We start from the raw sequence: 26,792 nt of genomic DNA, 5'->3' as shown, positions 1-26,792 counted from the left end.
GGCTCAGTTGAACCCGTCGGTCAGCTCCGCAAGGTCCGCGAGCACCTCTGAGGCGATGATCGGATCGAGTGCGCCCATCCGGAGCGGGTACTCCCTGCTCGGCCAGTGGTCGCCTGGCGCCTTGTCCAGCCATACCGTCTCGAGCGTCTGATCCCCGAGTTCATTCACCATGCCGACAGCGATACCCGGGGCCAACGCGATTACGAGGTGGGCGTCGGGTGCGACCTGACGGGAGATCCAGCGCTCAACCCCGTTGTCCAGGGGCGCGCCACGGTCCCAGCCCCGTCGTGTGAGCCCCAATACTCTCCCGACGGGGACCGTGACACCTTCGAAACGGGGCAGTCGCGACCCACCCGCCTCAGCTGCTGTGGGCGCGTACACTTCTCGGCCCAATTGCGCAAACGGCTGCAGGATCTGATAGTCGGCGAACAACTCTGACCATCGCCGCATCTCGATGTCGCCGACCGTGACCGGATGCGCGATGCGGATCTGTGCTACGTCAGGCATGATCCAGCTGTCGTCGTCGACGTCGGTGAACGTCCCGTCTTCGGCAGTTCGAAAGGCGGTGACGACGCTTTCGATCTCGCATGTCCACACCAGTCGTTCGGTCAGATGCTTGATCAGGGGATGCCGCAGGAAAAGATCCTGGAACTCCCTTCGCGTCCACGACCGTTGCGTGACCATCGCCGATTCGAGCCTTCGGATCTCGTAGGACGCAACGGTTCGAACCGACTTCTTCAGATCCGCGAACCGCTTGCGCTCGGCCGCGGCGAGTGCCGTGTCGTCGCGGGCACCAGGTGCCGGTAAATCCTTGCGACGCTTGCCGTCCTGGTCGACGACGAACGGACGGAGCTGCTCGTCGAACCCGACGGTGAAGCGGCGAGCCCCGTAATCGATGACCGTCCGGCCCTGCGCGTCGAGGCCGAAGTCAGGCACCAGCCGATCGGACAGCTGTTCTCCGGTAAGGCCCAGGCCTGCGGCAACCTCGGCGATTTTCTCGCCAGCGCGGGTTTTCAGTGCTTTGAACTTCACCCGCTGTGCTGTTTCGTGCAGGTGCATCAGTGCAGTCTCGGTACCGATCCCGGCCAGCACATCGAGACCTGCGACTGCGCGATGGTGGCCGCCTTCGCCCGGCCACGCTCGGATGATCGGCGTCAGTCTGCGCACCGTCTCGTCGTCGCCGATCCAGGCGAGCACGGCCAGTGCCCAGTTGTCCGCAGCAGGCGAACCAGCCAGTCGCCAACGCTCGAACAGTGCCCACCCGAACTCGGCCAGTGACGCGCGGTCGCACTCCACCTTGACGGCCACAACTGTCTCGTGCAACGCGGTCTTCGACAACGACAGTGCCCTGACCAGATTGGTCACCTCGGTGACCGGAAGCGCCCGATCTCGCTCGGCCAGCAGGATCTGTGGCAGCGCGGACGGATCGACCCAGACGCCGACTTTGGGCTGGCTCTTCCACACCGGGTCGGTCAACGCGTTCGGGAGCAATTCGACTGGAGCGTCGGCTATTCGGACATGCTGCTGAGCAATCGCACCGACACGCTCGCGGGCCGCCTCGCTCAACATCGGCGATACCATCTCGAGCAGATCGCGGTTCGCCATGACGTGACTTGTCAACAGCTGACTGGTCGCCGCCGCCTGGCACGATGAGTCCACCGGCTCGGCCAGTAACCGCAACGCCCGCAACGGATACCGGCGCATCGCCTCGAGTAGCGCGGCCGGTACGTGCGGCTGGTCCAGCCGTGCGAGCATGGCGCCGAACGCTTCGTCCGATGGAAGCTCCACCAAGGCATTGAGCATGAGTTTCCGAGTGGACGCGTCGGCCCAACCGTCCAGAGCCTCGGCAAAGAAGCACGCGGCTGAGGTGCCGACACCGTCGACGACGGTGGCAACGAACTCGATCCGCGTCCTGTACCACCAGAACGACCCTACGGACCGCCGGGCGGCGTCGAGTTGCTCCGCGGACCCAACGGAGCAATACAACATCGACTGCATGGTGAGGTCGTCACGAGCACTGGCACCAGGGTCGGCGCAGCACTCATCGACCCACGCACTTTCCGTCGGCACCAGGTAAGACGCGGCTACCCGCTGCCTCGGACTATGCCGATGCGATGCCAGCGCCGCGACAATCTCCCGGTAGCGTTCGGCCTCGCAGCGCGCCACCATGCTCCGCAGATGATCGGCAGCGGGGCGTAAGGAACTCGACCAACCGGCGGCGTCGCCGTCACCCAGCACCGCAACGCTGCGGATCACGGTCTGGCGCGAAATATCCCAGCCCATGGTGAGATCGAACAGTTCCACGAGTGCCGCCGCAGCGAACGGGAGGCCGTGGGTGACAACCCAGTAGTCGACGACCGGGATCAGTGCCGAGTCCCAGACCCCCGCCTTGTTGATGGCCACTCTCGCGAGCACCGCGGCGCCCAGCGGAGAACTCTCCCCACCCAGTGCGGCACGAGCCGCCGCAACCAGGCGCGCGTCACTGTCGCTGTGCGCGACTACTTCCGCTATCCAGCCTTCCGCGGCGGTCCGCCAACTGTCGACCCGTGCCACGGCAGTGGGATCGACCTCGATCCGCGGCCCCGTGACTCCACCATTCCGAGGATGGACGCGCGTGCGCCACGCCTTCGGCCATACGAAACACTCCTCGGCCTGCACCATCGCATCGGCCTGCGCGTCAGCCCTCTTGATACTGTGCATGGCCCCTCCGACCGATCGTTGTTCGCAAGTGGCGCAATGGTATCGGCGACCACCGACAGACCGGACGAAGAAACTGCGCCCGCCGTTGTGCTCGAGCGCACCGGGTTGTCGACCGCGGGCAGCGAGGCGCTCAGTCCCGCCAGCGGAGTTCGACCAACGCTCATCGAATCGAAGCTGTGCAGTCGAATTCGGCGGTGGAAACCGTTGGGCCGCAGCGATGATCGCCGACCGGGCCACCGAATTCCTGGAATTCCAGCAGGTTCCCGATATCCGTCGGTCACGCGAGATGGATGAGACCGACCGATGGCTGCGAGCCGATGCGCGATCGGTGATCGACAATATCGACTGGGTTGCGGACATTGACAGCTGGACAATTGTCCGACCCGGCGACACGATCGCCATCGGCGACAGCCGGTGAACCGGCATTGCTGACGGTTCACCGTACGGCCGTGGAACTGTTGCTCCTGTCGCTGAGCCGGATCCCGGCCGACAGCCCACGGTTGCAGATTTCCGGGGATTTGTCCGTGCTCACGACCTGGCTGGAACGCATCGAATTCTGAACTTTCGGCAGTGTCGGTTTCCGTTCGCACCTATCTTGCGCAGCCGAATGCTCTTACGGCACTGGGCTTTTCCATGCGCGCGTCGATGGCGGCATCCTGGTCCCGGCGGCGGCGTACCGAACCCGTCCGGACACAGGGTGGAGTAGGTGGAATTGCCCCAGGGGGCGGTTGTCCGAGCCCTAGGGTTGGCTGTGCTGGAGATTAGCTGTCCCTACCGTAGGTGAGGTAATCAATCAACCTCGCTTCAGGAGTGTGGAATGCGAATCAAGTCCATCATCGCGGCCGGTCTTCTCTCCGCCGCCGCCGTCGCCGGGGTGTCGACGGCAGCGACCGCGTCGGCAGCCACCGGCTACTACTACGGCACCTACGCCACCTCCAAGGCGTGTGCCGCGGACGGCGCCTCGCCCAGAACCGGCGGCAACTACTGGAAGTGCGTCCAGACCTACAACGGCTGGGAGCTCTACATCTACTACTGAGTCGAATGAGATCGAGAAGCGGGACGTCCGAACGCACCGGATTTCCCGTTTTTCGTTGTGCTGTAGTGGCCGCCGTTCTCCTGCAGCCGCTCGAGCGTGGCTTCCACCTCCGCCTCGGGGCGACCGACCCACTACGAGCCCTTGACGTACTTGCTGGGCCCCGGATCCTACGGTCTCAGCCATGGCGGCGTGGGCCGGTTCAGTGGCGGGTGCGGAGGTATTCGTCGTGTTCGCGGTCTTCGTGGTGGTAGCGCTGGGTGAGGGTGGTGAGGCGGTGGATTTCGGTGGACATGGCGTGGGGGGCTATGGGTTTGGCGATGATCGGGTCGCCGGGTTTCACGTAGTAGCGGCCGTCGGGGTAGTCCATCCACCAGAAACCGCGGGCCGGGGTAGGGCGTGCGTCGAGGGCTGGGCCGGGGCAGATGGTTATTTCGCCGAAGGCGGAACGGGGGCGCTGGAAGATGCGGTCGAGCTGGTCGATTGGGCTGAGGTCGTGGGCGCGGCGGATGTGGCGGTCGCGCTCGGCGATGATTTCCGCGCGGCGGATCTCCAACGGCGGGTGGGTGCCGGGTCCGCACGCGGGTAACGCGGCCACTGCGTAGCGGGCGACTTGCTCTGCGGTGCAATAGGTTACGAGAACATCGCCGCCGGTGTCCGGATTCGGGCCGGGGAATTGGTGCAGGGCGGCACCGGCATGAGCACGGATCGCGCCGTGGAACCGGTAGGTGTGCGACAGATCGGCACCCCCGAATCCCTTCGACTCGACACGGACATCCGGCTCTAGTAACACCTCGATGGCGCGTTCGAGTTCGGGTGAGTACTTGGCGAGCAGGGAACTGACGGCGGCCTCCCGGTGGCGCTTCAGCTCATCGAAGTCGGCGATGTCGGTGCGATAGTGCAGTGGATAGGGCAGGCGGTCGCGACCGTATGCGGCGCAAAGGATTTCGAACTCCAGTCCGGTGAGCCTGTGCCTACCCACCCCATCGCCACTGCCGACCGCCGTCCTGCTGTCCATGCCCACTCCGCCGCCTTCGCCCGTTGCCATTCCCTGCGCTTATCTCAGTCCGTCAGCTCCGCCGCCCGGCCTCGCTCGCGCTGCTGTCGCGCATCGATCCGCGCGCCTCCTACGTTGTCTCGCTGATGCTGCCACCGCGTGCTGATTCGTTTGCCGCGCAACTGGTTTCGCTGAAACTGTTGTCGCGCACAGATTCCTGTACAGCGCCGATACCGACCGGCGCTGCGTCCAGCTAGCTTCTGAGGTATCGAGATCCGTCGAGCGCAGTCGTATGGCGGTGTCGCTGGGCGTTTCATGCCGCGTTTCGACTGCGCTCGACGAGCGAGCCGGACCGGATAGTGCGGCAGCTTATCTGGACGGAGCAGTTTGCACGGCGTGCATGTTATTGGCCCGCGAATTCGTGCGTGGCGTGCGAATTGGTGTGCGGGAGTCTGGTATCGGGCGCGTTGGTGGTGGGGCAACCGAGTGGGCACGGCACTAGTAGCGGGATTCACTGTCGTGGTCTGCGCCGATCACTGGGGGAACGGTTTTGGGCGGGGAGTCCAGGCCCGTTAGTTCTTGGCCGTGTTCGGTGGTGATGAGGTAGTCGGGGATGCCCTTTTTGCGGTCTTCGTCGTTGGACTTGCTCTGGCCGGGGGCGCCGATGCCGGACATGCCGGAGCGGCCTGTTGTCGCGGTGCTCTGGCGGGTGGTTGCGGCGGCTGTGGTCGTCGCGGTCGCTGGTGTGCCGGTGAGGCTGCGGCCGGGGCTGCCCTGGGTGGTGCCTGGGGTGCCGGTTGGGCGGCCGGTGGTGGTTCCGATGCCGGGCGTGTTGAGGCCCGGGGTGGGCGTGCTCGGGGTCGCGGTCGTTGGATGGGCGGATTGCGTTGTCGCAGTTGCGCTTTGGGGCGTGGTGCTGGCGGCGGTGGTGGCGTCCGGTGATGTCGTCGACGGGGTTGTGGATTCGTCGGCGCCCGTCGGCTGGACCGAATCCTGGCCCTGGTTGCCCGAGCCCTCCGAGCCGTCGCCACCGGAACCCGAGGAACCGTCATCGGAACCTGAAAGTCCCTGTGAGCCACCGGGATCACGGCCCGGGGTGGCCGGGCCGGGGCCATCGGTGATCGTCGGCGCGGTGGGCATGTAGGGGACACCGACATCTGTCTGGCCCGCGACCTGGCCGTAAACCGTGCGCAGGATTCTGCGCCCCTCTTGCTCGGCCTCGGTGCTGGTGTATTCGCCGGTCTTCATGACGCCGTCTTTGGGTAGCGTCTTTCCCGCGATATCCGGGCGCTCGGTCAGGCCCGGCATCAAGGTCTGGGTCTGCTCCAGGCCGGTCTTCATTTCCGAGAGCTTGAGACTGGTCAGTGTGGCTGCCTGCGCCAGCGGGGCGGACTTGTCGTAGTAGTTGTTCACCGCGGTGGTGGCTGCCTGTGCTGCGGCACCGGTCCATCCGGTGTGACCGTTCTGGCCGGTGATGGTGCGACTGAATTCGCGCTTGAAGACCTCGAAGGTGCCGGTCAGGTCCGCGCCGATATTCGCCCACATGGTGACCGCGTCATCGACGAGTTTCGGTTTCATCGCCGAGACGGCGGTCTGCATTTGCTCGAGGGTGAGATGGTCGTAGCTGTCCGGAGTGGTGATGTGCGGCGGTTGCGTCTCGCCGTCGAAACCGTTGTAGCCCGATTCTGTTTTGTAGATCCAGTCGCGGTCCTGGTTCCACTGCTCTTGGGCCTCGATGACGCGGCGCTGGTAGTCCTCGTAGGTCATTCCGGTGTCACCTGCGCAAACTGGGAGGCGCGGTCTTGGTCTTGGGCGACGAAGTTCGCGATCGCCTGTGCGACAACCTGTTTCACGGTTTCGACAGTCTCGATGTGCTGATTGATCACAGTGTCCAGCGACCGGTTGGTCCCGGCAGCGGTCTCGGAGAACTTCTTCTCGAGGATCTTGCCGGAGTTGAAATCACCGAATCCCGTTATGAGGCTTATGTTGCCGATCTTGTCCAATACCGAGTTCAACCGGTCGATTTGGTCGTCGCAGACCTTGTCCAAGTCCTTCCCGACTTCGGGGTCTAGTGAGAGCTCACCGGTATTGGCCTGGTCGAGTAGGTGCTTCCATTCCCCCGGATCGATACCGTTGATCATTCCCCCTCCTTCAACGTTCAGGCAGATACTGCGCCAAGGCTTCCGTGAGGCGACGCACTTCAGCGCATGGCTCACCAGCGCTGGCACCGACAGTTCCAGACCGGTTCATTACCTTGAAGTCGACTATCCCATGCGGCACCTCAACGGCGAGCCAGCAAGTCTGGTCATGTGTTGCGCCGCGTGGGCGAAACTGGAGTGCCGTGCGGGAACCAACCGTCGTCGACACATAGTCCACGTAGTCGGTCCTCTGCCTGCTCTCCTCCAGCGTGTGTTCCGACGACAAGACTCCGAAGTTGTACGTTTTCGCCGCGGATAGCCAACCGCAGACCTTCCAGCCGGTAGGGTCGACTCCAGCGACAGTGGTGTCCTTGCTGGCGGTGTTCAGTCCGAGTGCGGATATTGCGGAATCAGGTATGTCGCAAGGATTCCAGATCGCAGCTTCGGGATCTTTCGACGTAGTGGCCGTTACTGTCGTGCTTGTTGATGCTTTCGTGCTGCTCGGCGTCGGAGCGCTATCCGCTGAGTTGTCATTGCATCCGGCAAGCGCCAGCGCCGCGCCGAGGATCAGGGCCGCAGCGTGCGGCGTTTTCGCTGTACCGGCCATCTGCGAGCCCCTTCGCTGCCACCCGTTCCGAGGGGCCACACGCAATCCCCCATTGCCCCGCAACCCTACCGTCTGGCGCGGGAGACCGGCAATGAGACGAGCCAAATGATCGGACACCCAAAGCCTCCCGCAATCACATCGTGCGGGAGGGCTTCGAATCGATCCTCAGGACCGGTTGAACTTCCCATCGGCGACGGCGGTGGTGAAGGCGTCCCACTCACCGCCGCCGAACACCAGCGCCGGTCCGTCCGGATTCTTGGAATCGCGCACGCCAACGGTGCCGCTGGAGAGGAATGCCACCTCGACGCAGTCTTTTGCGGCTGAGCTGCGGGTGCTCTTGAACCAGTACGCTTTTGACAGGTCGGTGTCGTGCTTGTCGGTCACGTGGCGTACTCCCTCGCTAGCTGCCGAAGAAAGCTTCGGCTCGCTGTCTCATCCAGCGCTGCGCGCCGGATCGCTTCATGAGCTACATCGTAGCGCCCGACGTGATCCTGCTGCTCCAGATACAAATCGCCAGTGAGGTTTTCGAGATATACAACCGATGGCTCGATTGGTTGCCTCGTCTTATCCACCCCGAACTCGATGATGGTGAACAGCCCAACCGGGTCACCCAGCGGGATCCCAGCTGAGAACGGCAGAACCTGAAGTGTGATGTTCGGCAGCGTTGACATATCGGCAAGGTGTCGCATCTGCGCCGCCATGACTCTACGATTGCCGACCACGCGGCGGAGTGCGCATTCGAGCAGCACGATTCTCAACTCGGTTGGTTGGCGTTTACGAGTGAGGATCCGCTGGCGGCGCTGCTTCAGCTCGACGCGCCGCTCGATTTCTTCGGTCGAAGCGTTTGGGAAACCCCGTCGCAGCATTGCGCGCGAGTAGTCCGGTGCTTGCAGCAACCCCAACACCACATCCGGCGCATATGAAGTCAGCCGCCGTGCCGCCGCCTCCAACCCGACGTACACATCGAAGTCCTCAGGAATCAACTTCCCATACTCATGCCACCAACACTTCCCCGACGCCTGCTGCGCCAACCCCAGCAGCCCCGCCGTAACCACCTCTTCCGCGTCATACACCGCGCACAGCTCTCGAATATCGAGCAGCCGTATGCGATTGGCCTGCCCAGTCTCCAACCGTTGCAAGGTCGTTGTGCCGCGTTCGATCAGCTGCGCTGCCTCGGGCATGCTTATCCCGGCCTGTAGGCGCAGGTCACGCAGATGGCGGCCGAGTTGTCGTCGCGGCACTGTACTTCCGGAATCTGTCATGGCCCCCTACCTCAGTTTTTCGGAAACGAGTGTGATGTGGCCGCGGACGTACCGATCCGCGGACACGGAACTTGTCCTCGCCTTTCGGCGCGATTCGAATGCAGACCCCATGTAGACGCTGACTCCTCCGCTTGTCGCATGCTGTGCTGTTGCCGCGCCCGGTCGGAGAGCCGTAGGAAACTCGAGAAACCTATTGGATCACAACGGATTGCCGCTTATCCGCAGTTTCGGCCGGGCGCACCGAATTTCATCGACATGAATCGAGGCAATCCGATGTATCACCGGAGATGGCCGCGCATCCCGAGGTTCGGTCGGGCGCGTCCGTACGCACTGAGGCGGATCGGGATTTCCGTGGGCGGCAGCGCGCTCGGTGATGTGGTCCGGCCGCGTATGTCGAGGTTCGGTTGGGCGTGTCCGTACGCACTGAGGCGGATCGGGAATCCCGTGGACCATAGCGCGACCGCCGACGCGATCCGGCCACGTGCGCACCGAGGACGTCCTTGCTGATCGAACCGCTGCCGACCAGGGGCGAGGTACTGCGCGCCTGTCGCGGCGTCGAGTACGCAGAACACCCGCTACTACACGCCGCCTATGAACTCACCTGCCTGCACGAGAGTCGACTCGCCAACGGCGGACGCGTCGATGACATCGATTGCGGGAGAGTGAAATTGGTGCGCGAGATCAATCATTGGGTCCGTGCGCAGCTGCCGCCCGCGCACGGTAGTGCCTCGGTGCACACCGAAACGCTCGGCGCGGTGATCGACCGATTCGCCCAATACACAGCCACCGCCTACGCCGCCCTGGCGAGCGCCACGGACTACGACCTCGGCGACGCCTGGGAGGCGCTGGCCGAATTGGCCATCGGCTACGAGGACTTGACGCACGAACTCGCCGAGGGCCGTCGCCGACTCCCCGGCGGCCCGTGAACCCGCCCCGCCACTTCCGAACACGAGGGCCGAGAGGTTGCGGCATCGCCGAAGCCCGCGCGGAGACGCGGAATTACAACTCGGGCGGACGCGTCGCCGGGCGGCCGGTGCCCGTACCCTGATGGGTCCGGCTGTCGAAGGGCGCGCGCCGGATCGGCAGCGAGTCGATTGTGCCCGATTCGCGCTACGTCGGTTCTCGGTGTTCCGATTTCAGATTCAGGAGCAGTGAAATGCGATTGGCGTCCTCCTTACGGCTGGAGCCGGGGGATTCCAACGTTGATGGTTGGGGGTTCCTGCTTCACGGACCGCCCAACGGCGAGGTCTCCACAGGCTGTCACCGCCAGCCCGGCGGCGAGGATGTTCTTCGCCGCGTTCACGTCCGCGTTCTCACAGTGCCCGCAGCTGGACACCGGAACCGCGCTTGGCTCTCACGCGATTTCGGGTCCACATGTAGGCAGCGAGAACACGCCTGTGACGTGTACGCAGCCGGTACCTTGACGATCTACGTGCCTGTGTAGCGGGCGGCGTTGCGCAACGCCAGTTCCAGCTGATGCCACCCGTTGCACCATGATCTGCTTCGGGTCCGGGAACCGGAACGACGGCGACCAACGCCTCGAAGACCGCCACCGCACCGCGAAGGTGCCCCGTTCCCGGCCCGCCCGATCCAAGTCCATGAGGGTTTGCTGAAGACAATTGACGATGCGGTGCCGCTGTCGAGTGGGACGCAAGATCTGTCAACGGCTGAGCGCCGCGGATGCGGAGTGCTGCCCGGGCGCTCGTGACTACGTCGTCGGGCTACGAGTTCTCCCCTGGTTCCCTGGTGAGGGGGAATGGATTCATGTTGTCGTCGAATCCGGGAACATCACCCATCTTGTCACGAAGGCTGTCCGGTGCGTAGTTGCCGGAGTTGTCGAGACTGTCGAGATAGTCCCAGTCCAATTTGTCAAGTTCTGCTTGCAACTCTGGTGACCTCGCGGCGCGTTCGGCTTCGGATTCGGCCCGGATTCGTGCGAACACCTCGGGATCCCAACCCGCCGGGGTCTTCTCTGTACCACTCATTGTTATTCTCCCTCTTCCATAAGCTGTCATCACTGAGTGTCATCGAACCCCCTGCTGCGCAGCCATTTCAGCCGCTCGCCAATCATCCGCCCAATCCGAACCGGAGCCGATAACTCCATGCGGTCGCTGGTTTCCTTGAACCGGTACGCCGCCTCGGCCGGTTGTCGCGAGCGTGGCGTTGGTGGATGGTGTGCGCCACCGGCGGTCATGTCCGTTGCAGCAGTTCGGGATCGACCAGAACTTATCCAGTCATGACTGGGTTTTCCTCCCCTTCCAGCGTTATCGCCGACGGTAGCCGCCGAGCGGCGTCGAAGGCAATGTCGAACGTGGGTTGTCGAGGTCACTGCCCGGTTCGGTCGTGGTCGACGGCAAATGTGCGCAACTGCGCGACTGAGAACTGGTCGAGGGCAGCGTCCACGTCGAACCGCGCTGGATCGAGTGCCTCGACAATGGCGTCGACGACGTTGAAGATCTGCCGCACCAGTTATCCGACTAGTCTGCCGACTACGAATTCGGCCATCTGCGCTACTGGCCGGCGATATCGCGCAGGTCCGCGAGGCTCTCAGCATACTGCTCAGCCACACCTGGGCCTATGACGCCCGAGTATTCGTCGTACGGCAGGCTGGCACACCAGCGGATCGCCTCGAGTGCGGTACGTCCGGAGGCGTACGCGTCCTGTAGCCGTGCGATCCACAGTCCGCGGCCGCTGTAGCCGTCGGGTCCGAAGTTGTCTTGCGGCAGGTAATCGGCGGCCGGTTCGGCCGCTGCAGCCCACAGGTATCCGATCACGTCGCGGTTCCTGTAGACCGGGTAGTAGTGCACAGGTGTGGTGGTGTCGGTGGCGTAGCTCGGCACCTGCACGATGTGCGGCACCGACCAGCCTTTCGATCGGTCTAGTGGTGTGCCGCTGGGGAATTCGTCATCCTGCACCCAGGGGCCTTCGCCGAGTGGTTCATCGCCCGGGTTGAGCTGCGCCCACAGTTGCTGCATGCTGTCGGCGTCATGCTCGTGAGCATCTGCGGGGACCCCGCCCATATGGGGATCCTCGGGCACGCCGATCCACGCCCGGATCGCCTCCACTGGCGACAGGCCACGGCGGTACTGCTCGTCCAGCCGGTCGTTCCAGAAGCTGGGGCGGGTTATGTTGTCCGGGTCCGCAGCGATTCGTCGCATGTATCCTGCCGCTTTACTGCTCTTCGACGCATACAGGCAGCCGACCAGCTGCCCGCCTGAGGCAACCGGAAGGTAGGCGAGGGTTTTCCGCGTCCACCGATCGAAAGCCTCGGGAAACGTCGGTGGCGGCGCAGGGGGAAGGTCCGAACCCGGCAGCGCTGGGAAGTTCCAGTCCGGTTGCATTGCATGCCTTTCGTCGCGTTGGAAGTGTACTGCGCGTGGCGCGCTATCTACTGCTCACGTGGCAGTAGCCTGGCTCGAATCAACCATTTGACACCGTTGTAGCGGTCACCGACCGGATTCGGAATTACAGCGGTGATCTCATATCGGCTACCACGCGGGGTGATAAATTCGCGCTGGTCCGGATAATGGCTTCGGCCGCCCATCCACAACGCATGCGACCCAGCTGGTGCTTCGATCTCCATACGATAGTCATTGTCGAAGTGCGCAGGCGGCCGCGAACCGATGCTGGTTGAGGTATATCCCACTTCGGTTTGGATCGTGCCGACCAGTTGCCGAGGATCTGTGCGGGACCCAAGTGGGTGACCGTCGCGGCCAACCATGAACCCGACATCGCGGAGCCCGCGGACCACCTCAACCCGCTCTGGAATGGGGTGACTCACAGCAGCATCCATCATGGCGATGTGATACTGGATGAGCTGGACTGTAAGGGGAGCACCGAACGTCTGCGACATCATGTAGTACTTACTGGCATTATTCCAGATGTTCGAAATTTCGAATGCCGGGTCGCGGCTGCTGAGGATATCGTGGATTATCTGCCGCTGGTTCAGAGTCAAGTCCGGGCGATGCAAGTGCTGCGCCAGAAGCTCAGGTGTCGGTATACCCGTGCCCTGTAGCATATGAGCGAGTTCGTTATATCGGAAATATTCCTGGGTGATCCTGTGTACATGCCCAGGAATATCACCGATCCGGAGGAACTCGTTGACCCACGAGTTCACGGTATATTTGTACGCTTCCTGAAATTCAGGGGGAGGCAAACTGTCCCGTGTCGGCCCCAGGTTCGTCTCACCGTAGTGTTGGCCCTCGGCGTCGCTTGCGAATCTTCGTGGCTGTTCGACAGGGGCCGCGGCATGACTGCGGGGCGTCGGCACGCGGTCGTGAGCGGATGGCGCCGCTGTTGAGTGGGACGCCTCGACAGGGCCGTTCGGGCGCGCATACGGCACCGGGCGTGCCGGAGGCTCGGATCGTGCCGGAGGCTCGGATTCGGGTGCGCGCGTGAGATGTTCGTTAGCGGAGCGGTACGGCGCGGGGTTCGGGCGGCCGGGTTCATCGGGCCTGGCCTCGGGTGGGGTCTCAGTGGCTCTTGCTGGCGTGGATGTTTGGGAAGTATCGAGTTCGGGTGATCGGGGTGTGGTGTGCTCGCCTGCGCGGGGCCACCAGTCGGGGAGTCTGGCGGCGTTCAGGTGGTAGTTCGGGTCTTCATGTGCCCATCGCGGTGCCGCCTCCGGTTCTGTTGGGTGGTGCGGTGTTTCGGGGTGAGCGGTGCGGGTCGGTTGGTGCTCGGGTGCGCCCGCGGGGCCGTCCTGGGGGTGTGACGGTTGGTTTGGTCTGCCGGAGGTCTCCGGATTGTGCTCGCGGGTGCCGGGGTGTTCGGGTGTGAGTTCGCGGGTGCCGGGGTGTTCCGGTGTGGATTCGCGGCTCGCCGGATGTTCTTGTGGGCGTGCCGGGAGGAGGTACCCCTGATGATCTGCCATGTATTTGGCAAGTTCTGGTTGGTGCTCATCGAGCAGTCTCCAGGGTGTGCTCGCCGGGTCTGCGTCCAGCAGTCCTAGTTTGTCGAATCGGTGGGCGAATTCGGCACGGAGACTGGGGAGTTCGTGTTGCCGGGCGGGGTCGCGGTCGGCCAGCCCGATCTCTGTGGCGAGGGTTCGCAGTTCTTCGAAGCGGTATTTCAGGTGCTGTGTCAGGGATTCAGGGCGATCGGGATTGGGCTGATGCTCGATGTCATGCGCCGGGCTGTGCTGTTGCTCATCCGCGCGGAAGGGGACATGCTGATCGTCGGGCTTCCCATCAGGGCGTGAAGCGTGCCTGTCGGAGTTGGAGTCCTCGTTACGTTCGGACCCCTCCTGATGCACAGGCTCAGAGGGACGTTCGGACGTCGGCTCAGGATGTGGTTCGTCGGGAGCGAGCTCTTCGCGCGCACTCGGCTCGTGGCCAGGTGGCGACTCGGACCGATGCGGTTCGACCGTCGCTGCTGAATCCGAGAGGTCGAGCGAGAAGGCCACATTGCTGTCCGGAACGGATTCCCGCGGGAAAGGTTGATCTGGTTCCAGGTCACGCGGAGTTGAAGCACTGTCCGAATCGCTGCTGTCGGGTGACTGTGGTGAATCGGTGATCTCCTTCCACTTGATGTGCAGGGTTCCGTCGGAGTCGATGTCACGAGACAGCACGCGGAACTGTCGGCCGTCTGGAATGAGAACCTCTGCTTCACCGCGCTTGTCGGCAGGCCGCAGGAACGAAATGTCTTTCCCGGTAGCCGAAACGATTGTCAGCTTGACGTTCGGGTTCCATTTGAACTGGGTCTTCGACGTCGACACGAACCCGGGATCCTCGACGACCGCGCCGGGGCGGTTGTCGTACCAGAACTTCTCCAGGTGCTCCGGTGAGAGCATGATCGACCTCTTCACCGGGCCGGCATGGTCCGGGAGCTTGTCCAGACCACTGCGAATCAACTCGATGGTCTCGGGGGAGACCGTCTGAAGCTCCTCGCCGAACCGTAAATGGCGGTTGATCTCGTTGTATGCGTCGCCCGCGTAGTCCTCGACAGCCTCGCGTTCAGCTTGTGGTAGCTGATCACAGGCATCTTTGGCGGCTTGTTCCTCCGGCGTCAGACCCGGTTCAGGCTGAGACTCGGGAGTTTCCCGGTGCACCGGACCAGAGGGGAGTTCCTCGCGTGGAGACTCCGGTGATCGATCGTTCAGGCCTGGATTCCGCCTCCGCCCGGCCAGTTCGGATCGGTCCCCTTCCGCGCCAGTATTCGTGCGGCGACCTTCATCACCAGTGGGTCGGTCGTTGCGTCCACCGCTCTGACGGCCGAGCCGTCCTTCTCGATCACCAATTCCCGGTTCAGTTCTGTCTCGTTGCTCCCGAACCGGTAGGTCACCTCGGTCCCGGTTTCCGCCGTCTTCCGGTAGACCACGTACAGCGCCATCTTTGTTTCCCCAATCTCGGTAGTTCTCGCCGGTGCGCCCGGGGATATCGTTTTCCCAGTTGGCCTTCGTATTAGCGTGCGCATGGGCTTCGTGGTAGCTGGCATCCGGGTGATCCCGAAAGTATTCGGCCTCCGCGAGTTCATGTTCCAACAGCCTGATGTCGGCAGGGAGCGGCTCGCCGCGAGAAAGCCGCATCCAAGCCTCGGCGATATCGGGATCGGCGTCGAAGCGGCGGTTCTCGTAGCCTACGACGTTTCCATCGTCGTCGAACACGCTCAGCTTGTGATCGTCTTCGAACAGATGCTGCTTCACCTGTTCGATCTCATGCTCGCTGAAACCGATCGAACCATCGCCGCGCGTCACCGCCGACAGGTTCTCGGCCATGTCGTGCACATCGGTACCCGACGCGCGGATGGTTTCGTAGGCATCGCGTGCCCACTTATCTTGCGCGGCACAATCAAGCGGATTCCGTGGACGAATTGTCCCGCCGCTCTGCGACTGCTCCGGCACCGCGTGCTCACTGCTACCGTCGAGGGGCGGTTGATGATCGGTACCGTGCTCACCTTCACCAGGCGCTGCACCCCGAGATGGACTATCGACCGGTTCGGGGACCGATGTGTCGCGGCGCTCGCCGCCCTCGGTTAAGAGGCGATTACCCCGTTCTGGGGCCACGCTTTCTCGCGTTTCGCCCGGAGCGTGATCTGTCCCGCCGCGGACCGGAGAAGCACGTCCTCCGGTTGGTCCGTGCGGGCGGTGTTGTTCGTCGTGTCGATCGTCAGGACGCGGTCGAGATTGTCCCTCGTCTCCCCGAACTGGTATTCCACCTCGTTCGGGTCGTTCCTGATTCGGTTGTAGTAGATCAGTAGCGCCATCGTGTCGTCCCCATAGTGTGTCGTAGCGTTCGCCGCTGCGCGGTGCCGCAACCGGTGGCTCGTGCGGTGCGCGTGACGGGGTGTTGGTGTGGGTGGGGTTTCGGTCGGCACGGGGTGCGGCCGCGTCGGGGCGTGCTGGTGCTGTGCGTGCTGGATCGGGTGGCGTGGCACGAGGGATGTCGGGGGTGAGGTTTGTGCGGTCGGGGCGCGGCCGGGCGGTGTCGGCCCTGGCGGGTTCCGATCGTGGACTGGCATTGGGATGGCCTGGGGCAGTGGAGGTGCCAGTGCGCGATGGTGCGTGGGCGGTGTCGGTGGTCGGGGTGTAGTTGGGGATGCTGGAGCGGTGGCCCTCGGCGGCGTTGGAGCCCGCTCCGGCGTGGGTGCCGAGGCTGCCGCTCGTGGCGGGCATGCCGGTGGATGAACCCGTTGTGGTGGCGGTGTCGGCGGAACTTGCCTGTGTGGAGGCCGCAGTGCTGTCCGGTTGGTTGGACTGGTGCGTTGTGGTGGAAGTTGTTTGATCCGCGCCTCTGGGGGAAGCGGAGACGGTCGGCTCGGCGCCGGACGGATGTGGTTGGCCCGCCGCACTGCTCGTACTGTCGGTGTGCGAGGGCGTGGATGTGTGGCCAAGCGGTTGCGTCGTGGACGAATCATGTTGTGAGCCAGTGGTATTCGCGTTGACATCGTGCTGTGCTGAGCCAGTTGGCGAACTCTGGTGCGGGCTCGGGCCGGTGGTGTCGTGTTGTGTGGCAGCGCTGTCGTTGGCGACGGTTCCGGTGTCGTGGGGTGTAGTTGTCGGCGGTCTGTCGACCGGTGGTAGGTCGAGACTGGCGCCGGTCGGGCTGCCGTTGTCATGGTGAGCTGAGGACGGCTCGTGTGCGGTCGGCGAGGGCTGATGTGCGCCTTGGGTGTTGGCGCTGGAATCGTGTTGGACGGGGGCGCTGTCGTGAGCGGTCTGCGTCGGAGTGCTGTCGTGGGGGGTTTGTGTTGTGGCGCTGTCGTGAGTGGATGAGACCGGGTGCTCGGAGTGCGTGGGCGTACTGCCGACTTCCTGCCCACTGGTTGACGGATTATGTTGCGGAGCACCGACTTCCGAGCTCTGGGTGGCGGTCGGGCTGTTGTCGTCGTGTGTGGGAGCGGGTGCCTCGGTTGTGTGTGAGTTGGGCTGAGTGCTACCGCCGTTGTCCGAACTGGGGGAGGACGTATTCCCGGTGTCGTGTGAACCGGGCGTGTTGCCGGTGTCGTGCGAGCTGGGCGTGGTCGTGTTGCTGGTGTCGTGCGAACCGGGTGCGGTCGTATTCCCCGTGTCCTGTGAGGTGTGTTGTGTCCCTGTCGCACTGGTAGGTGAAGGTTCCGCAGCACCTGAATGTTGTTGTCCAGCTGAGGAAGTTCCCCTGGGGTTCTCGCTGCTGGACGGGCTCGTCGGTGCGCGATTACCGGTGTCGTGATCGGTATTTCCGGAATGGCCTGAGGCGGAGTCGTTTCCGGAGGTGCGCGCCTCGTGGATCGCGCCGCCGACGTGTTGACCGGCAGTGGCGCCGGCGGCGCCGGCCAATGACGAGGTGGCGACTGTGGTCGGGTCGAGTTCGAACTTGCCGCCGACCGGTACCGTGGCCGCGGTGCCGGCTACCACACCAACCGCGCCCGAAGCAGCGTCGGTCGCGGTCTGCGTCGCGAATTTGCCCACTTTGGATTCGACAGCGTCGACCGCGTGACTACCGACGCCACCGGAGCCGAGCGCCCCGCCGAGCGCGCCGCCAATGGCGCCTGTGAGCGTCTCGCGGCCAAGGTTTTTCGCCTCATCCAGGGTGAGACCGCCGCGCTTCCCCTCGGCCATCTGCAACACCGACGCGCCCAGATCGACGCCGGCGCCTTGCATGACGCCCCAGAAGGCGGCGTTGGCGGTGGCCCTGCTCATCAGCTTCTGAATCAGCTCTTTGATCACCATGCGGATCGTGAGCCGGGTGGCGACCTGGAAGGCGGCTTCTTCCGCGGCGGCGGCCGGGGCGCCGATGCCGGTGGCGGCGGTGGCGATCGCCTGAATCATCTGGATCGCGAAGACTACGAGCGCCCCGATGATCACGTATTTGGTGTGCTCGATATCGGCCGCGCCATCGTCGATTTGGTCCGACAGTTCCCGGGCACTTTCGATCAGTTGCGGCAGCAGGCCCTCCTGACCGCCGACCTGTTTCCAGAATGCGTCGAATGCGTCGTGGGTCTGGCCGGCTGACAATGCGCTCAGGGCGGCCTGTACGGCGTGGTCGGAGTCGGTTTCGACTTCTCCGAGAACGGTGGCAAGCTCGTCCCAGGCATGACCGATCCGCCGCATGGCGGTTTCGTCACCCTCGGGCCAATCTCCTGCGCCGACAACGTATTTGGCGACCCATTGCAGTTCGCCAGGGATCTCGATTCCCACCTCAGAGCTCGGACTGCTGTTGCGTCAGTGTGGCGGCCCGCGCCTGGTCCTGCTGCTGCAACTGGTCGGCGACGGTCTTGACGTTGTCGCCCAAGCCCGACAGCACTCCCGACAGATTGCCGACCTGTTCGAGGGTCTTCTTTGCCGGTTCGGCGTAGCCCTTGGCGAACTCCGTACCTGGCTTGTCCGAACCCCAGCATGGTCCCTCCGCGTCAATGACCCGTTGCAGATTCGCCGCGGCGGTCTTGACGCGTTCGGCGACATCACGGAATTTCGGCTGGGTGGCGCGCAGGGCGTCCGGGTCCGCCTTCAGGCTGCTCATCAGCGCTCGCGCAGGTAGGAGCGGCTGCGGTAATAGTCGTCTTCATCGTCGCTGTCCGGCGGCGATGCCGCGGGCTTTGAGGTGGATTCGGGCTGGGATGGTTGCAGCAGGTCCTTGATGCTGGGCGCGCCCGGGACCAGGTCTGGCAGGTCCGGTATGTCGCCGGCGAGGGCTTGGATGGGGGCGAACGCCTGTCGGGACTGTTCGGCGGCCGCGGCGGCCGCTGCCTGCGCGGCCTCGGTTATGGAGTGGCCCAGTTTTTCCGGCGTGGAGCGTTTGAAGGCCTCCGGGGCCAGATGTACTTCGAGCGGGATGCCGGAGATATTGGCGACCACCCGGACCAGGTTGTCGCTGGACCAGGCCTCGCCGGTGGTGGCGGCCAGGCGGGACTGCGCGTTGGCGAGCTCGCGGCGCTGCCGCTCGAAGATTTCCATCAGCGAATCGACCTGGTCGCGCAGCGCGTCGTTGCGCGCACGCAGTGCGTTCTGCTCGCTGCCGGCCACACGCCCACCCACTTCCCGGAAATCGGTCTGTCAATAGTTCCGACGCGGCGCAGTGGCTGTCGGTTCCATCGATCGGATGATTTCAACATCGGGCAGCTGTGAAGGGCAAAAGGTGCGGCATCGTCGTACCCGCCCCGAATCTCATACCGGTTCGGGCAGCGGGACCAGGGCGTCGAGCCAGAAATGCGGTGGCAGTATGGGTTACGGCCGCCGAGGCCGGTGCCGTCACCGTCGACACCATTGCCGAGCCGCTCGATCCGGCGCGGTTCGACGTGGACGCTGCCCTCGACCAGTTCTCAGTTGCGGGGTTGCGCACATTCGCCGTCGACCACGACCGAACCGGACTGACCTCGACAACCCGTGTTCGACATTGCCTTTGACGCCGCTCGGCGGCTACCGCCGGCGATAACGCTGGAATGGGAGGCAAACAGTTCAGTCAATCCTGAACTGATGCAGGGGGTTCGCTGACACTCGGTGAAAACGACTTATAGAAGAGGTGCATGACAATGAGTGGCACCGAGAAGACCCCGCCGGGTTGGGATCCCGAGGTGTTCGCACGAATCCGGGCCGAATCCGAAGCCGAACAGGCGGCGCTGTCACCCGAGGACCGAGAGAGATTTGCCAAATTGCGCTGGGACTATCTCGACAGCCTCGACAACTCCGGCAACTACGCACCGGACAGCCTTCGTGACAAGATGCGTGATGTTCCCGGATTCGACGACAACATGAATCCATTCCCCGTCACCAGGGAACCGGGGGAGAACTCGTAGCCCGACGACGTAGTCACGAGCGCCCCGGGCAGCACTCCGTAACCATGGTGCTCAGTCGTTGACGTTTGTCTCCATCCGCTTCGGGGCACCTGGATACCGTGCCGCGATGACAAGGAAAGCGGGTAGTCCGAACCCGCCGGACTACCCGCTTTTCGGTCAGGAGCGAATCATCCACCGCCCCAACAAGACTCAGTGCCCGCCGTTCTCCTGCAGCCGCTTGATCGAGGCCTCCACCTCGGCCTCGGCCTCGGCGCGACCGACCCACTCCGAGCCCTTGACGAACTTGCCCGGTTCCAGATCCTTGTAGCGCTCGAAGAAGTGCTTGATCGCGGCCAGTTCGAACTCCGGCACATCGGCCAGGTCCTGGATGTGATCCCAGCGCTTGTCGCCCGCGGGCACGCACAGGACTTTGTCGTCGCCGCCCTTCTCGTCGACCATCTTGTACATCGCGACCGGACGCACCTCGATCAGACAGCCCGGAAACACCGACTCCGGCAGCAGGACCAGCGCGTCCAGCGGGTCGCCGTCCTCGCCGAGGGTGTTCTCGATGTAGCCGTAGTCGGCCGGGTAGACCATGGACGTGTAGAGGAAGCGGTCGAGCCGGACCCGACCGGTCTCGTGATCGACCTCGTACTTGTTCCGAGAACCCTTGGGGATCTCGATGGTGACGTCGAACTCCACGCCATCTCCTTACTGATGCTTCTGAGGGACTGTCGCGTCGCGGTCGTCGGAACGCCGACTCGACAGGTGTTCGGGGGGAACGGTGCCGGAACGAGGATAGTGTGGTCCGCGGGCACTCGGGTGCGGTAGGTGGGTGGACCGGCGACGGTGCGACGGTGCAGCGATAAGAGACGGAGAGACGGCGGGCACGTGGTGGGTGGCAGCAATAGGAATATCGGTGGCTTGGCCACCAAGCGACGCCGCAAGATCTGGATCGGCGTCGCGTTCACGCTGGCCTTGCTGCTCGGCGTCGGGGCAGGCGTGGTGATCGCGGTCAAACCGTGGACCGAGGAATTCCGGCACGGCGGGCTCACCATCGCCGCGCCGCCCGACCCGGTCAAACCGTTTCCGCAGGTCGCGCCCGCCCCCTCGAATGCGCCCGCGCCGACTCCGTCCGGTGTCGCCGCCGCGCTCGCGCAGGTGGTCGCCAATCCGGACCTCGGTGCATTCGCCGGTGAGGTCACCGATGCCGACTCCGCGACCGTGCTGTGGAGCGCCGAATCCGACAAGCCGATGATTCCGTCGTCCACCGCCAAGATCCTCACCACCGCGGCCGCCCTGCTCACCCTGCCCGCGGATCATCGGGTGACCACCCGCGTCGTCGCCGGATCCGCGCCCAATGAACTCGTGCTCGTCGGTGGCGGCGATCCGACGCTGACCGCGCAGCCCGACGGCAACGGGTATTACCCGAACGGGCCGCGGCTGTCGGATCTGGTGTCACAGATCAAGGCCTCCGGCCATCCCGTCGACACCATCGTGGTCGACACCTCCGCGTATTCCGGCCCGCCCATGGCGCCCGGCTGGGATCCGGTCGATATCGGCGAGGGTTCGATCGCACCGATGGATCCGGTCATGCTCGACGGCGGCCGCCTCGACCCGCTGGTGGAGTACTCGCCGCGCACCCCGACTCCGGCCCTGGCCACCGGACAGCGATTGGCAACCGAACTCGGACTCGATCCCGCCAAGGTGCGGATCGGCAATGCCGACGCCGGTGCGACCGAGGTGGCGAGCGTGCAATCCGCGCCGCTGCGGGACCGGCTGCGCGACACCATGGTCCATTCCGACAATGTGCTCGCCGAGGCCATCGGCCGCGAGGTCGCGGTCGCGTCCGGTAACGAAGCATCGTTCACCGGGGCCGTCACCGCTCTCGAAACCGCGCTCGGCAAGGGCGGATTCGATCTCAACGGACTTTCGATGCGCGATAGCAGCGGCCTGTCGACCGAGGACCGGGTGCCTGCCCGGCTGCTCGACAAGATCATCTCGACCGCGGCGAAGCCGAGCGGGGCCAATGCCGTGCAACCGAGCAATACCAAGGCCAGGCCGGAAAACGATCGGATCGCGACCACCCTGGCGCCGCTGCTCGACGATCTGCCCGTCGCGGGTGCGACGGGGTCGCTGAGCATCCGTTATGTCACGCAGAACCGGGGCGGCGCGGGCTGGGTGCGGGCCAAGACCGGAACTCTGTCGGTGGCGAGCACGTTGGTCGGGTATGTGCTGGACAGCGATGGGCGGGTATTGACCTTCGCATTGATGTCGAACGATCGGCCACCGGAGCTGAGTCGGCCCGCATTGGACGCCATCGCTGGCACGCTGCGTAACTGTGGATGCTCGTGACGGGTGGTTGACCATGTTCGAAGGCACTGACAAATCGGGCGCCGCGCCCGCCGTGAATTCGGGTGCGGACGGTCCGGCCGAGCGCAGACGCTCCGGATTTTCCGGTGCCGTCGATTGGCGCCTTGCCGCGCGCACCGGCGCCGCGCTGGTGCCGTCCGGCCCGCGGACCTCGCGATACTCGGCCGAACAGGTAGTGAGCGAGCTGGCCGAGGCATCGGTGCGAGCGGAGAGGCCGGTTCGTGAGGTGAGCGGTCTGCTCGACGATCAGCCGGTGCCCTCGGCCCTGATCGTCGACCGGCCTGGCTGGATCAATGCGGCCGCCGATTCCATGGCCCAGCTGACCGGCACCGGGCAGGTATCGGACAAGGGCCTGCTCGCAGGCAAACCCGCCGGTGTGCAAGCGGGCGCGATGCTTGCCTTTCTGTCCACCGCGATCCTCGGTCAGTACGACCCGTTCACCGGACCCGATGGGACGCTGCTGCTCGTCGCGCCGAACATCATGGCCGTCGAGCGCGCACTCGGCGTCTCGCCGACCGACTTCCGCTTCTGGGTCTGCCTGCACGAGGTGACCCACCGGGTGCAGTTCTCCTCCGCGCCGTGGCTGAGCGACTACATGCGCGCCAATGTCGACATCCTCGGCGAAGTCGGCGACGAACCGCTCGCCGAAATGCTCGGTCGCCTCGTCGAAGAGGTGCGCGACCGTCGTCGCGGCACCGGCACCGAGGACCCGAATTCCCGCGGCGTCGTCGGCCTGCTCCGCGCGACCCAGGCCCCACCGCAACGTGAAGCCCTGGACCGCCTGCTGATGCTCGGCACCCTCCTGGAAGGCCACGCCGACCACGTCATGGATGCCGTCGGTCCCGCCGTCATCCCCACCGTCGAACAAATCCGCGCCGCCTTCGACAAGCGCCGCAAACGCCCCACCAACCCGGTCCAACGCCTCCTGCGTGCCCTGCTCGGCGTGGACGCCAAGGTCGCTCAATACGTCCGCGGCAAGAAATTCGTCGACGCGGTGGTGGCGCAAGTCGGCATGGCCCAGTTCAACACCGTCTGGACCAACCCCGAAACCCTTCCGCTCGCAACGGAAATCGAGGTCCCCGAGCGCTGGGTCGCCCGCGTCCTCGGGTAGTTCGCGGCGCTGCGGAGTGTGGCTGTTGTCGGCCGACGTCGAGGTGGGTCAACACCGGCAGGGTTTGCAGCCCGTAGACGATCGACTGTTCGCGGAAGGCAAGATCATGTGGCGCCACCGCGAGGCGCAGGTTCGGGAAACGGCTGATCAGCGCGGGAAACGCGGTGCGTAACTCCATCCGGGCGAGTTCGGCGCCCACGCACCGGTGGATGCCGTATCCGAAGGCGATGTGCGGCGCGGGCGAGCGCGCCGGGTCGAAACAGTCCATGTCGGCGCCGAGGACGGGATCACGGTTGGCCGCTGACAGTGAGACCAAAACAATATCGCCCGCGGTGATGGACGTGCCCGCGATCTGCATATCCTCAGTCGCGATCCGCGGAAACGCCACCTGGCCCACGCTCGGATAGCGCAACAGGTCCTCGACAAATCTCTCAGTGGCGTCGTTGTCGGTGCCGACCGCCTCGAATGCGCCCCACCGCTCATCAGCACAAGCGCACCGAGAGCAAGCATGCTGGCGGTGGTCTCGATGCCGCCGGTGAGCACACCATCGGCCAGCCCCGCCAGTGTGCGGTCGTCGAGTTCGGTCCCGTGCTGCTTGATCAATCTGCCCAGAATTCCGTCTCCAGGATTCGCCCGTTCCCTGCCGACGATCTCGAGCAGATGCGACAGCGCCTGGTCAACGACACCCCACAGCGGCGCCGAAACCGTCGGCCAGATCGAATCGCGGCGCGGTCAGGTGCTCGAGACCGGCACGGTCCGCCTCGGCGATTCCAAGCAATTCGCAGATCGTCAAGAATGGAACAGGCAATGCGAAAGCCTCATACAGATCAATCGGTCCCGCACCCACCCCGAGTACATCGAGCCGCTCGGCAACGATCTGCTCGATCCGAGGATTAAGACGACCTAGTCGCCGCTTGGTGAACTCCGAGCAAGCAACCGCCGCAGCCGCGTATGCAGCGGTGGATCCGTGAAGGCGAGCCCGCCGGGGTGCTCAATGGTGGCCCGCATGATCTTGGTGAGTCTGGTCGAGTCGGTCGAGAATCCGGCGGTTGCGCCGAGAACGGCCCGCGCCTGCGGATATCCCGTCACCAGCCACACATTCATCGCGAAGGGAACTGTCAGCCGGGCGATCGGACTGCGGCCGCGCAGTCTGCCCAGCGCATCGACGGGATCCAGTCCCACCCGCCGCAGCGGCACCAGCGCCGAATCGGGCAGCAGGCCGACCTTGCCGAGAGCAAGACCGCAGCGGCCGAAGCGACGGAGCCAACCAGGGCATGACCTCCGCGCTGTAGGCCTTCATCCACCTCGCCGGACCCATTGTCGCCTGCACCCTTCCTGAACGAAATCGGAGCACGATTATCGGGAAAAGCCTGGTCACAGCGTCGAGCAGCGCATCATTCTGGCACGGCCCCGATTGCCATGCAATTCTTCGGCGTTTCGGTGAGTTCGGTGCCCGAGGCAAACGCCGGGTAGCCGAATCGGCGGTCACACGGGTGCGCCGGGCCTGGCAGCGGGTCGATGTCGTTTGCGCGCATCGCCTCGCCGCAGTGGGCGCAGCGCAGGTCGACATTGCTGATCTCGCCGCATGCGTGGTGGCGGTAATGCACCGGCGTCGCCTGCGAGTCGCGGTCACCGAACCCGAGCGGCAGACGGTAGGCGTCTCATGAGCGGCGGCGAAGGGCTCATCGTGGAGCTTGCCGAGCGAATCGAGGGCACTGATCCTCGGTAGTCTCCGGATATGAGCCGTAGGGCGGGAGCGCCAGGGAATTCGCCGCGGCTGCCCGAGACCGAGGCGGTGCTCGAGGTGCGCCGGGCGGTGCGGGGGTGGCTGGCCGATTATGCGACGGGTGAGGTGGCGGTCGCGTTGTCCGGTGGTGCGGATTCGCTGGCGTTGACGGCGGCTGCGGTGGTGGAGGCAGGGCAGGTCGACGCGCTGGTCGTGGATCATCAGTTGCAGTCGGAATCGGACCGGGTGGCGGCTGAGGCGGCGGCCGCGGCGTTGGCGCTGGGGTGTCGGTCGGCACATGTGCTGGCGGTCGAGGTCGGTGCGGACGGGGGAATGGAGGCGGCGGCGCGGGCGGCCCGGTATGCGGCGCTCGACGGGGCGCGGGGTGGGTTGCCGGTGCTGCTCGGGCACACGCTCGATGATCAGGCCGAGACTGTGTTACTGGGGTTGGGGCGGGGATCGGGTGGGCGGTCGATTCAGGGAATGGCGGCATTCGTTGATCCGTGGGGTCGGCCGCTGTTGAGGGTACGACGGGCGGTGACCAGGCAGTTGTGCGTCGATATAGGACTGACGCCGTTCGAGGATCCGCACAATTCGGCGGCGGAGTTCACCAGGGTGCGGTTGCGGAACGAGGTTCTGCCGCTGCTGGAGGAGGTGCTCGGAGGTGGGGTCGCGGGGGCGCTGGCGCGGACGGCCGAGCAGTTGCGCGATGACGGTGCGGTATTGGATGCGCTGGCCGATGAGTTGCTGCGAACCGCGAGCGCCGGTCCGGCGAGTGATGACCCGACCCTCTCGATAGAGACCCTCGCCACTGCCCCCGCGGCCTTGCGCCGACGCGCTATCCGTGCCTGGTTGCTGGCCGGTGGCGCTAAAGCCCTGACCAACAAGCATTTACAGGCGGTTGACGAATTGATTACCGCATGGCGCGGGCAGGGCGGCGTCGCGGTGGGCGGCGGGCAGCCGGGACGCAGGTTGGTCGCGGCGCGCGAACATGGCAGGCTGACTTTGCGTCTGCAAGGGAGCCGATGACACATAATGGGTCGGCCGGGGAGACACCAGGGAAGGGAAACCAACTGACGTGTACGAGGGCGATATCGCGTCGGTGCTGATCACCGAGGAACAGATCGCGGCCAAGACCCAGGAGCTGGCCGAGCTGATTGCCAAGCGTTATCCGGCCGATGCCCCCGAGGGGGATCTGCTGCTGGTCGGCGTGCTCAAGGGCGCCATCTTCTTCATGACCGATCTCGCCAAGGCGCTGCCGATTCCCACCCAGATGGAATTCATGGCCGTCTCGTCCTACGGCTCGTCGACCTCGTCCTCCGGTGTCGTGCGCATCATGAAGGACCTGGACAAGGACATTGCGGGCCGCAACGTGCTGATCGTCGAGGACATCATCGACTCCGGTCTCACGCTGTCCTGGCTCAAGCGCAATCTGTCCACCCGCAATCCGGCCTCGCTCGAGGTCGTCACCCTGCTACGCAAGCCGGACGCGCTACGCACCCACGTGGAAGTCGCGCACGTCGGCTTCGATATTCCGAACGAATTCGTCGTCGGCTACGGCCTCGACTATGCCGAGCGCTACCGCGACCTGCCGTATATCGGCACCCTCGACCCGAAGGTCTACGGCGGCGCGTAATCAGGGCATGAGCGAACGC

28 protein-coding genes and 2 pseudogenes are annotated in these 26,792 nt (G+C 64.7%); 11 read left to right on the top strand and 19 right to left on the bottom strand.

Annotated elements, in window-relative coordinates:
• Positions 1-3: 3 nt before the first annotated feature.
• Positions 4-2,700 (bottom strand): DUF4132 domain-containing protein, encoded by a 2,697-nt coding sequence (locus NP3_RS18420; RefSeq protein WP_063042832.1) that lies wholly within the window; start codon positions 2,698-2,700, stop codon positions 4-6.
• A 217-nt stretch (positions 2,701-2,917) separates the two neighbouring features.
• Between NP3_RS18420 and NP3_RS18415 the strand changes: the two genes are divergently transcribed.
• Together NP3_RS18415 and NP3_RS18410 are read left to right on the top strand one after the other, a co-directional pair.
• A complete protein-coding gene (locus NP3_RS18415; RefSeq protein WP_063042831.1) occupies positions 2,918-3,118 on the top strand; it encodes a hypothetical protein in 201 nt (66 codons plus the stop codon).
• A 399-nt stretch (positions 3,119-3,517) separates the two neighbouring features.
• Positions 3,518-3,736: a hypothetical protein gene (locus NP3_RS18410; protein WP_063042830.1), complete on the top strand. Its 219-nt coding sequence runs from the start codon at positions 3,518-3,520 to the stop codon at positions 3,734-3,736.
• A 199-nt stretch (positions 3,737-3,935) separates the two neighbouring features.
• Here the strand turns inward: NP3_RS18410 and NP3_RS18405 are convergent, their stop codons facing one another.
• The 6 genes from NP3_RS18405 to NP3_RS18385 form a co-directional block, all read right to left on the bottom strand.
• A complete protein-coding gene (locus NP3_RS18405; RefSeq protein WP_063042829.1) occupies positions 3,936-4,751 on the bottom strand; it encodes an ESX secretion-associated protein EspG in 816 nt (271 codons plus the stop codon).
• A gap of 477 nt (positions 4,752-5,228) precedes the next feature.
• Complete coding sequence (locus NP3_RS18400) at positions 5,229-6,497, bottom strand: hypothetical protein (RefSeq protein ID WP_063042828.1); 1,269 nt, start codon at positions 6,495-6,497, stop codon at positions 5,229-5,231.
• Complete coding sequence (locus NP3_RS18395) at positions 6,494-6,871, bottom strand: hypothetical protein (RefSeq protein ID WP_063042827.1); 378 nt, start codon at positions 6,869-6,871, stop codon at positions 6,494-6,496. Before NP3_RS18395 ends, NP3_RS18400 begins: the two co-directional genes overlap by 4 nt.
• A gap of 10 nt (positions 6,872-6,881) precedes the next feature.
• Positions 6,882-7,475, bottom strand: coding sequence for a DUF3558 domain-containing protein (locus tag NP3_RS46795; protein WP_084508671.1), 594 nt, complete (start codon positions 7,473-7,475; stop codon positions 6,882-6,884).
• Positions 7,476-7,640: 165 nt separating this feature from the next.
• Positions 7,641-7,859, bottom strand: a complete 219-nt coding sequence (locus NP3_RS18390; RefSeq protein WP_063042826.1) for a DUF397 domain-containing protein — start codon at positions 7,857-7,859, stop codon at positions 7,641-7,643.
• Positions 7,856-8,737, bottom strand: coding sequence for a helix-turn-helix domain-containing protein (locus NP3_RS18385; RefSeq protein ID WP_063042825.1), 882 nt, complete (start codon positions 8,735-8,737; stop codon positions 7,856-7,858). The genes NP3_RS18390 and NP3_RS18385 overlap by 4 nt, the downstream gene beginning before the upstream one ends.
• 500 nt (positions 8,738-9,237) lie before the next feature.
• On the opposite strand from NP3_RS18385, the gene NP3_RS18380 reads away from it, so the two are divergent.
• Entirely contained in the window at positions 9,238-9,663 is a 426-nt protein-coding gene (locus tag NP3_RS18380; RefSeq protein ID WP_063042824.1) for a DUF4254 domain-containing protein, read from the top strand.
• 373 nt (positions 9,664-10,036) lie between these two features.
• Here the strand turns inward: NP3_RS18380 and NP3_RS51835 are convergent, their stop codons facing one another.
• The 6 genes and pseudogenes from NP3_RS51835 to NP3_RS49185 all read right to left on the bottom strand — a co-directional run bounded on the left by NP3_RS51835 (position 10,037) and on the right by NP3_RS49185 (position 15,940).
• Positions 10,037-10,165, bottom strand: coding sequence for a zinc ribbon domain-containing protein (locus NP3_RS51835; protein WP_444980792.1), 129 nt, complete (start codon positions 10,163-10,165; stop codon positions 10,037-10,039).
• Positions 10,166-10,458: 293 nt separating this feature from the next.
• Positions 10,459-10,722 (bottom strand): hypothetical protein, encoded by a 264-nt coding sequence (locus tag NP3_RS18375; protein WP_063042823.1) that lies wholly within the window; start codon positions 10,720-10,722, stop codon positions 10,459-10,461.
• Positions 10,723-11,062: 340 nt separating this feature from the next.
• Positions 11,063-11,203 carry a hypothetical protein gene (locus NP3_RS48005; RefSeq protein WP_157124379.1) on the bottom strand — a complete coding sequence of 47 codons (141 nt, stop codon included), beginning with the start codon at positions 11,201-11,203 and terminating at the stop codon, positions 11,063-11,065.
• 44 nt (positions 11,204-11,247) lie between these two features.
• The gene (locus NP3_RS18365) at positions 11,248-11,895 is read right to left on the bottom strand and encodes a hypothetical protein (protein ID WP_063042821.1); all 648 of its coding nucleotides are present in this window, start codon (positions 11,893-11,895) and stop codon (positions 11,248-11,250) included.
• 230 nt (positions 11,896-12,125) lie between these two features.
• A pseudogene (locus tag NP3_RS46785) lies at positions 12,126-14,723 on the bottom strand (ADP-ribosyltransferase); the annotation flags it as partial.
• A gap of 986 nt (positions 14,724-15,709) precedes the next feature.
• On the bottom strand, positions 15,710-15,940 hold the full coding sequence (locus NP3_RS49185; RefSeq protein WP_063042817.1) for a hypothetical protein: 231 nt from the start codon (positions 15,938-15,940) through the stop codon (positions 15,710-15,712).
• A 332-nt stretch (positions 15,941-16,272) separates the two neighbouring features.
• Here NP3_RS49185 and NP3_RS49180 point away from each other — a divergent pair, with 332 nt between their 5' ends.
• A complete protein-coding gene (locus NP3_RS49180; RefSeq protein WP_063042816.1) occupies positions 16,273-16,458 on the top strand; it encodes a hypothetical protein in 186 nt (61 codons plus the stop codon).
• A gap of 1,496 nt (positions 16,459-17,954) precedes the next feature.
• On the opposite strand, the pseudogene NP3_RS51830 reads toward NP3_RS49180, so the two are convergent.
• The 3 genes and pseudogenes from NP3_RS51830 to NP3_RS18320 form a co-directional block, all read right to left on the bottom strand.
• Positions 17,955-18,266 (bottom strand): annotated as a pseudogene (locus NP3_RS51830) (WXG100-like domain-containing protein); the annotation flags it as partial.
• Positions 18,267-18,354: 88 nt separating this feature from the next.
• Positions 18,355-18,675: a WXG100 family type VII secretion target gene (locus NP3_RS18325; protein ID WP_063042813.1), complete on the bottom strand. Its 321-nt coding sequence runs from the start codon at positions 18,673-18,675 to the stop codon at positions 18,355-18,357.
• On the bottom strand, positions 18,675-19,178 hold the full coding sequence (locus NP3_RS18320; RefSeq protein ID WP_063042812.1) for a YbaB/EbfC family nucleoid-associated protein: 504 nt from the start codon (positions 19,176-19,178) through the stop codon (positions 18,675-18,677). Before NP3_RS18320 ends, NP3_RS18325 begins: the two co-directional genes overlap by 1 nt.
• 188 nt (positions 19,179-19,366) lie before the next feature.
• On the opposite strand from NP3_RS18320, the gene NP3_RS18315 reads away from it, so the two are divergent.
• The gene (locus tag NP3_RS18315; RefSeq protein ID WP_063042811.1) at positions 19,367-19,558 is read left to right on the top strand and encodes a hypothetical protein; all 192 of its coding nucleotides are present in this window, start codon (positions 19,367-19,369) and stop codon (positions 19,556-19,558) included.
• A gap of 126 nt (positions 19,559-19,684) precedes the next feature.
• The gene (locus NP3_RS18310) at positions 19,685-19,948 is read left to right on the top strand and encodes a hypothetical protein (protein ID WP_063042810.1); all 264 of its coding nucleotides are present in this window, start codon (positions 19,685-19,687) and stop codon (positions 19,946-19,948) included.
• 189 nt (positions 19,949-20,137) lie between these two features.
• On the opposite strand, the gene NP3_RS18305 is transcribed toward NP3_RS18310, so the two are convergent.
• Positions 20,138-20,629, bottom strand: a complete 492-nt coding sequence (locus NP3_RS18305) for an inorganic diphosphatase (RefSeq protein ID WP_063042809.1) — start codon at positions 20,627-20,629, stop codon at positions 20,138-20,140.
• Between the two features lie 213 nt (positions 20,630-20,842).
• Between NP3_RS18305 and dacB the strand changes: the two genes are divergently transcribed.
• Together dacB and NP3_RS18295 are read left to right on the top strand one after the other, a co-directional pair.
• Positions 20,843-22,282 (top strand): D-alanyl-D-alanine carboxypeptidase/D-alanyl-D-alanine endopeptidase, encoded by a 1,440-nt coding sequence (dacB, locus tag NP3_RS18300; RefSeq protein WP_063042845.1) that lies wholly within the window; start codon positions 20,843-20,845, stop codon positions 22,280-22,282.
• A 13-nt stretch (positions 22,283-22,295) separates the two neighbouring features.
• Positions 22,296-23,411 carry an Rv3626c family coenzyme F420 biosynthesis-associated protein gene (locus tag NP3_RS18295; RefSeq protein WP_084508675.1) on the top strand — a complete coding sequence of 372 codons (1,116 nt, stop codon included), beginning with the start codon at positions 22,296-22,298 and terminating at the stop codon, positions 23,409-23,411.
• Here the strand turns inward: NP3_RS18295 and NP3_RS51510 are convergent.
• Positions 23,323-24,015, bottom strand: a complete 693-nt coding sequence (locus tag NP3_RS51510) for a cytochrome P450 (protein WP_444980791.1) — start codon at positions 24,013-24,015, stop codon at positions 23,323-23,325. The two genes, NP3_RS18295 and NP3_RS51510, sit on opposite strands and share 89 nt — an antisense overlap.
• Between NP3_RS51510 and NP3_RS49830 the strand changes: the two genes are divergently transcribed.
• Positions 24,007-24,318, top strand: coding sequence for a hypothetical protein (locus NP3_RS49830; RefSeq protein ID WP_218024873.1), 312 nt, complete (start codon positions 24,007-24,009; stop codon positions 24,316-24,318). The two genes, NP3_RS51510 and NP3_RS49830, sit on opposite strands and share 9 nt — an antisense overlap.
• Here NP3_RS49830 and NP3_RS49825 read toward each other — a convergent pair.
• Complete coding sequence (locus NP3_RS49825) at positions 24,315-24,593, bottom strand: cytochrome P450 family protein (protein WP_218024872.1); 279 nt, start codon at positions 24,591-24,593, stop codon at positions 24,315-24,317. The two genes, NP3_RS49830 and NP3_RS49825, sit on opposite strands and share 4 nt — an antisense overlap.
• Positions 24,594-25,149: 556 nt before the next feature.
• On the opposite strand from NP3_RS49825, the gene tilS reads away from it, so the two are divergent.
• Positions 25,150-26,166, top strand: a complete 1,017-nt coding sequence (gene tilS / locus NP3_RS18280; RefSeq protein WP_063042807.1) for a tRNA lysidine(34) synthetase TilS — start codon at positions 25,150-25,152, stop codon at positions 26,164-26,166.
• A 49-nt stretch (positions 26,167-26,215) separates the two neighbouring features.
• Complete coding sequence (gene hpt / locus NP3_RS18275; protein WP_063042806.1) at positions 26,216-26,773, top strand: hypoxanthine phosphoribosyltransferase; 558 nt, start codon at positions 26,216-26,218, stop codon at positions 26,771-26,773.
• The last annotated feature ends 19 nt before the right edge of the window (positions 26,774-26,792 follow it).

Origin of the sequence: Nocardia pseudovaccinii NBRC 100343 (assembly GCF_001613225.1) — a bacterium.
Classification (GTDB): Bacteria; Actinomycetota; Actinomycetes; order Mycobacteriales; family Mycobacteriaceae; genus Nocardia; species Nocardia pseudovaccinii.
The sequence above is the reverse complement of the archived record's forward strand: the minus strand, read 5'-3'. Positions and strand labels throughout refer to the sequence as shown.